Origin of the sequence: Nonomuraea sp. NPDC004580, assembly GCF_040609855.1 — a bacterium.
Classification (GTDB): Bacteria; Actinomycetota; Actinomycetes; order Streptosporangiales; family Streptosporangiaceae; genus Nonomuraea; species Nonomuraea salmonea.
The window spans coordinates 1-5413 of record NZ_JBEXLH010000126.1; the positions used below are offsets into that span (position 1 = coordinate 1).

Here is a 5413-nt window from a genome sequence, read left to right on the forward strand (position 1 = left end):
CCGGCGTCCTCGGCCTGGACCGGGTCGGCGTGGACGACGACTTCTTCGACCTGGGCGGCCACTCGCTGCTGGCCGTACGGCTGATCAGCCGGATCAGGTCCGTGCTCGGCACGGAGGTGGCCGTCCGCACCCTGTTCGAGTGCCCGACGGTCGCCGGACTGGCCGCCCGCCTCACCGACGGCGACCGGGCCAGGACGCCCCTGACCGCGAGGCCACGTCCGGAACGGGTGCCGCTCTCGTACGCACAGCGCCGCCTCTGGTTCATCCAGCAGCTGGAGGGCCCGAGCGCCACGTACAACGTGCCCGTCATGCTGAAGCTGACCGGCCACCTCGACCGCGAGGCCCTGGCCGCCGCCCTGCGGGACGTGCTCGACCGGCACGAGTCCCTGCGCACGATCTTCCCCGCCCACGACGGCGAGCCGTACCAGCACGTGCTCGGCATGGACGAGACCGGCTGGACGCTGCACACCATGGACGCGGGCGCCGACCTCGACGCGGCCGTGGACGCCATCGTCGGCCACGCCTTCGACGTGTCGTCCGAGATCCCGGTACGCGCCGCGCTCCTCTCCGCAACCCCTGACGAGCACGTCCTCGTCATGGCCGTGCACCACATCGCCGGTGACGGCTGGTCGATGGGCCCGCTCGCGCAGGACGTCTCCACCGCGTACGCGGCCCGCAGGGAAGGCCGCGCCCCCGCCTGGCGGGACCTGCCCGTCCAGTACGCCGACTACGCGCTCTGGCAGCGCGACCTGCTCGGCGACGAGGACGACCCCGGCAGCGTCATCTCCCGCCAGGTCGCCTACTGGCGGGACACGCTGGACGGCGCGCCGCAGGAGCTGCCGCTGCCGTTCGACCGTCCACGCCCGGCCGTCGCCAGCCACCGCGGCCACCAGGCGGGCACACGGGTGAGCGCCGAGGTGCACGCCCGGCTGAGGGAGGTGGCGCGGGCCGAGGGCGTCACGCCGTTCATGGTGCTGGAGGGCGCGCTCGCCGTCCTGCTGTCCCGTCTCGGCGCCGGTGACGACATCGTGGTCGGGTCGGCCGGCGCGGGACGTACGGACGAGGCGCTGGACGGGCTGGTCGGCTGCTTCGTCAACGCGCTGGTGCTGCGCACGGACCTGTCGGGGAACCCGACGTTCCGCGAGGTGCTGGCCAGGGTGCGGGCGGCGAACCTGGGCGCCTTCGCCCACCAGGACGTGCCGTTCGAACGCCTGGTGGAGGAGCTCGCACCGTCCAGGTCGCTGGCGCGGCACCCGCTCTTCCAGGTCGTCTTCACCAAGCAGGACACCGTCGAAGCGGTGCTCGACCTGCCGGGCGTCGAGGCGAGCGGCATGCCGGCGGGGCTGTCGTCCGCCAAGTTCGACCTCGACGTGCTGGTAGGTGAGTCGTTCTGCGAGGACGGCACCCCGGCGGGCGTGTCCTGCTCGGTGACCGTCGCGGCCGACCTGTTCGAGGCGGGGACGGCGCGGCGCATCGCCGAGCGGTGGGTCCGCGTGCTGGAGGCGCTGACCGCCGACCCCGGGCTGCGGGTGGGCGCGGTGGACGTGGCGGGACCCGCCGAGCGGGAGCTGATGCTGCGGGAGTGGAACGGCCAGGCCGTGGACGTGCCGGCCGCGTCCGTGGCGGAGCTGTTCACGGCGCAGGCCGCCCGTACGCCGGGCGCGGTGGCGGTGACCTGCGCGGGCGACGACCTCACCTACGCCGAGCTGGACGCCAAGGCGAACCGGCTCGCCCGGTACCTCGCGGCCCAGGGCGTCGGCTCCGAGTCGGTGGTCGGGCTGTGCCTGCCGCGCGGCGTGGACGCCGTGGCCGCGATGCTGGCCGTGTGGAAGGCGGGTGGCGCCTACCTGCCCATCGACCCGGGCCAGCCCGTGGAGCGGACCGCGTACATGCTGGCCGACAGCAGGGCGATGCTGCTGCTGACCGTCGAGGAGATCCTGGAGGAGCTGCCCGCGGGACGGCTGCGCATGGTCGCCCTCGACGACCCCATGACCACCGCCCACCTCGCCGCCGTGCCGGAGAGCGCCCCTGACACGGTGACGAGGGCCGGCGGGACCGCGTACGTGATCTACACCTCGGGCTCGACGGGCCGCCCCAAGGGCGTGGCCGTCACCCACGGCGCGCTGGCCAACTACGTGACCTGCGTGCCGCCGCAGGTAGGGCTCGGCGCGCCGGGCGCCGCATACGCGCTGCTGCAGGCGCCGACCACCGACCTCGGCAACACCACGCTGTTCGCCTGCCTCGCCACCGGCGGACGCCTGCACATCCTCGACGCGGACCAGGTCACCGACCCGGCCGCGGTCGCGTCCTACCTGGCCGAGCACCGCATCGACCACCTCAAGGCGGTGCCCTCGCACCTCGCGGCGCTGGGGACGCGGGACTTGGAGGGGGTGCTGCCCGGACGGTCGCTGGTGCTGGGCGGCGAGGCCGCGCCGCCGGAATGGGTGGCCGACCTGCTCGCCGCCGCCGGCGAGCGCGCGGTGTTCAACCACTACGGGCCCACCGAGACCACGATCGGCGTCGTCACGGGACGCCTCACCCCCGCCCTGGTCGCCGGCGGGGTCGTGCCGCTCGGCCGGCCCATCGGCAACACGCGCGTGCTGGTGCTGGACGGCAACCTCACGCCGGTGCCCGTGGGCGTCGCGGGCGAGCTGTACGTCGCAGGCCCCGCCCTGGCCCGCGGTTACGTCGGCCGTCCTGGGCTGACCGCGGAACGGTTCGTGGCCTGCCCCTTCGGCGGGCGCATGTACCGGACCGGCGACCTCGCCAAGTGGACCGCCGACGGGCAGCTCGTGTTCGCCGGCCGGGTCGACGACCAGGTCAAGGTACGCGGCTTCCGCGTCGAACCCGGCGAGATCCAGGCCGTCATCGTCGCGAGCCCCCTGGTGGCCCAGGCCGCCGTGATCGCCCGCGAGGACACGCCGGGGGAGGTGCGGCTCGTCGCGTACGTCGTCCCGCACGACGACGGCCCCGACCTGCCGGACGAGGTCCGCCGCCACGCCGCCGCCCGCCTGCCCGAGCACATGGTGCCGTCGGCGGTGGTCACGCTCGCGGAGCTGCCGCTGACCTCGAACGGCAAGGTGGACCGCTGGGCCCTGCCCGCGCCCGAGTACTCCGGCGGCGGCGGCCGGCCGCCCGCCAACGCCCGCGAGGAGCTGCTGTGCGCGGCGTTCGCCGAGGTGCTGGGCCTTGAGCGGGTGGGCGTGGAGGACGACTTCTTCGCGCTGGGCGGTCACTCGCTGCTGGTGGTGTCGCTGGTCGAGCGGTTGCGGGCGCGCGGGGTGTCGGTGTCGGTGCGTGCGCTGTTCGAGACGCCGACGGTGGCCGGGCTCGCGGAGGCCGTCGCCGAGGAGGCCCGCGTGGAGGCGCCGCCCAGCGCCGTTCCCGAAGGCGCCGATGAGATCACGCCCGAGATGGTGCCGCTCGTCGGCCTGTCGCAGGCGGAGCTCGACCGGATCGCTTCCGGGGTGCCGGGCGGCGCGGCCAACGTCGCCGACATCTACCCGCTGGCGCCGCTGCAGGAAGGGCTGCTGTTCCACCACCTGCTCGCGGGTGAGGGCGGGGACGTCTACATGCGGCCGGTCGTCCTGGAGTTCGAGTCCAGGGAGCGGCTGGACGAGCTGGTGACGGCGTTGCAGCGGGTCATCGACCGGCACGACATCTTCCGTACGTCCCTGGCCTGGGAAGGGCTGCGGGAGCCCGTCCAGGTGGTGTGGCGGCGGGCCGTGCTGCCGGTCGAGACGGTGGAGCTGGACGCCTCCGGCGGCGACCTCGTCGATCAGCTCATCGCCACCGCCGGACTGTCCATGGACCTCGGCCGCGCGCCCCTGCTGGATCTGTGCACCGCCCGCGTCCCCGGCTCCGAGCGGTGGCTGGCCATGGTCCGCATGCACCACATGGTCCAGGACCGCACCGGCACCGACGTGCTGCTCACCGAAGTGGCCGCGTTCCTCGGCGGGCGTGGTGGTGAGCTGGCCGAGCCGGTGCCGTTCCGCAACTTCGTGGCTCAGGCCAGGAGCGGAGTCCGCGAGGAGGAACACGAGCGCTTCTTCGCGGGGCTCCTGGGCGACGTGGAAGAGCCCACAGCGCCGTTCGGGCTCCTGGACGTGCGCGGCGACGGCACCGACGTGCGGCGCGCCGTCGCGGAGATCGACGCCGGCCTGACCACCCGCGTACGGGACGTCGCCAGACGCCTGGCCGTCAGCCCGGCGACCGTGATGCACGTGGTGTGGGCCCGGGTGCTGGGGGCGGTGTCGGGGCGGGACGACGTGGTGTTCGGGACTGTGCTGTTCGGGCGGATGAACGCCGGGGTGGGGGCTGATCGGGTTCCCGGGCCGTTCATCAACACGCTGCCGGTGCGGGTGCGGCTGGGTGGCGGGGTCGGTGAGGTGGTGTCCGGGATGCGCGGGCAACTCGCTGAGCTGCTGATGCACGAGCACGCGCCGCTGGCCGTCGCCCAGCGGGCGAGCGGGGTGCCCGCCGACCTGCCGCTGTTCACCTCCATCCTCAACTACCAGCGCAGCACCGCCGACGAGACGGAAGAGGCGCCGGAGCTCGACGGTGTCCGGGTCGTGCGGGTGATCGATCGCACCAACTATCCGCTGTCGGTGGCGGTGGACGACCGGGGCGACGGGATGTCGGTCGTGGTCGATGCGGTCGCCGGGGTGGACGCGGGGGTCGTGGCCGGGCTGGTGTGCACGGCGATGGAGAACCTGGTCGAGGCGTTGGAGTCGGCTCCGCAGACGCCGCTGACGGGCGTAGGGGTCCTGGACGTGGCTGACCTGGAGCGGCTGGCCTCGTGGGGCGCCGGTCCCGCGGGTTCGTTGGCTGGGACGGTGGCGGAGCTGTTCGAGGCGCGGGTGGATCGGGATCCGGCTGCGGTGGCGGTGGTGAGTGAGCAGGGGGAGGTGTCGTTCGGCGAGCTTGAGGTCCGCGCGAATCGGCTGGCTCGTGTGCTGCTGAGCCGCGGGGTCGGGCCGGAGTCTGTGGTGGCGGTGGCGCTGGAACGCGGCGTGGATTTGGTCGTGGCGCTGCTGGGGGTGGTGAAGGCAGGTGCGGCCTATTTGCCGGTGGATGTCAGTTATCCGCAGGCGCGCATCGAGTCCATGCTCAGCCAAGCCGGGGTGCAGGTGGCTGTCGCGTCGCCGGGGTTGCTGCCGGATGCCGTGGACGTCGACGCTGGGGCGGATCTGCCGGGTGGCCGGTTGTCGGCTGATGAGCGGGGTGTGCTGCGCGTCGATCAGGCGGCGTATGTGATGTTCACGTCCGGTTCGACCGGGATGCCGAAGGGTGTGGTGGTCTCTAACGCCGGGGTCGGCGCGTTGGTCGAGGGCCAGCAACGCTGGCTCGGGGTGGGACCGGGCTCGCGGGTGGCGCAGTTCGCGTCGCCGGGTTTCGACACCTTCGGCTGGGA

General features: G+C 73.7%; 1 protein-coding gene. It reads left to right on the top strand.

Annotated features, from left to right (window positions below):
* Positions 1-5413, top strand: a 5413-nt coding sequence (locus tag ABZW11_RS46000; RefSeq protein WP_355432836.1) for an amino acid adenylation domain-containing protein, incomplete at both ends; no start/stop codon positions are given.